Below are 631 nucleotides of genomic sequence, written 5' to 3'. Positions count from 1 at the left end.
GACACATGGAGCTTCAATCCATTGCTCTACCAACTGAGCTACCGAGCCAAATATTGCGGGAGCAGGATTTGAACCTACGACCTTCGGGTTATGAGCCCGACGAGCTACCGAGCTGCTCCATCCCGCGATAATAAATAAAGGAGGATGTGGGATTCGAACCCACGCACGCTTTTACACGCCTGACGGTTTTCAAGACCGTTCCCTTCAGCCGGACTTGGGTAATCCTCCAACAAAATAGTCCGTACGGGATTCGAACCCGTGTTACCGCCGTGAAAAGGCGGTGTCTTAACCCCTTGACCAACGGACCATATTTATAAAAAATGGGCACGAGTGGACTCGAACCACCGACCTCACGCTTATCAGGCGTGCGCTCTAACCACCTGAGCTACGCGCCCAAGTTAAAAACTTGGTATTTGAACAAAAGTTCAAAGCGGGTGACGAGAATCGAACTCGCGACAACAGCTTGGAAGGCTGTAGTTTTACCACTAAACTACACCCGCTTAAATGGGAGTTAACGGGATCGAACCGCTGACCCTCTGCTTGTAAGGCAGATGCTCTCCCAGCTGAGCTAAACTCCCTCGAGCTAAGCGACTTCCATATCTCACAGGGGGCAACCCCCAACTACTTCCGG

At 51.5% G+C, this 631-nt stretch carries 6 tRNA genes; all 6 read right to left on the bottom strand.

Annotation, left to right across the window (positions count from 1 at the left end):
* Positions 1 to 53: 53 nt before the first annotated feature.
* A tRNA-Met gene (locus QM859_RS09035) sits at positions 54 to 127 on the bottom strand.
* A gap of 11 nt (positions 128 to 138) precedes the next feature.
* Positions 139 to 228: transfer RNA gene (locus QM859_RS09030), tRNA-Ser, on the bottom strand.
* Between the two features lie 7 nt (positions 229 to 235).
* Positions 236 to 307 (bottom strand) — tRNA-Glu (locus QM859_RS09025).
* Between the two features lie 14 nt (positions 308 to 321).
* A tRNA-Ile gene (locus tag QM859_RS09020) sits at positions 322 to 395 on the bottom strand.
* A gap of 34 nt (positions 396 to 429) precedes the next feature.
* Positions 430 to 500 (bottom strand) — tRNA-Gly (locus QM859_RS09015).
* Between the two features lie 5 nt (positions 501 to 505).
* A tRNA-Val gene (locus QM859_RS09010) sits at positions 506 to 578 on the bottom strand.
* Positions 579 to 631: the final 53 nt, after the last annotated feature.

Source organism: Streptococcus infantis, assembly GCF_047463175.1.
Lineage (GTDB): Bacteria > Bacillota > Bacilli > Lactobacillales > Streptococcaceae > Streptococcus > Streptococcus infantis_AC.
This window is presented reverse-complemented; position numbering and strand designations above follow the sequence as displayed.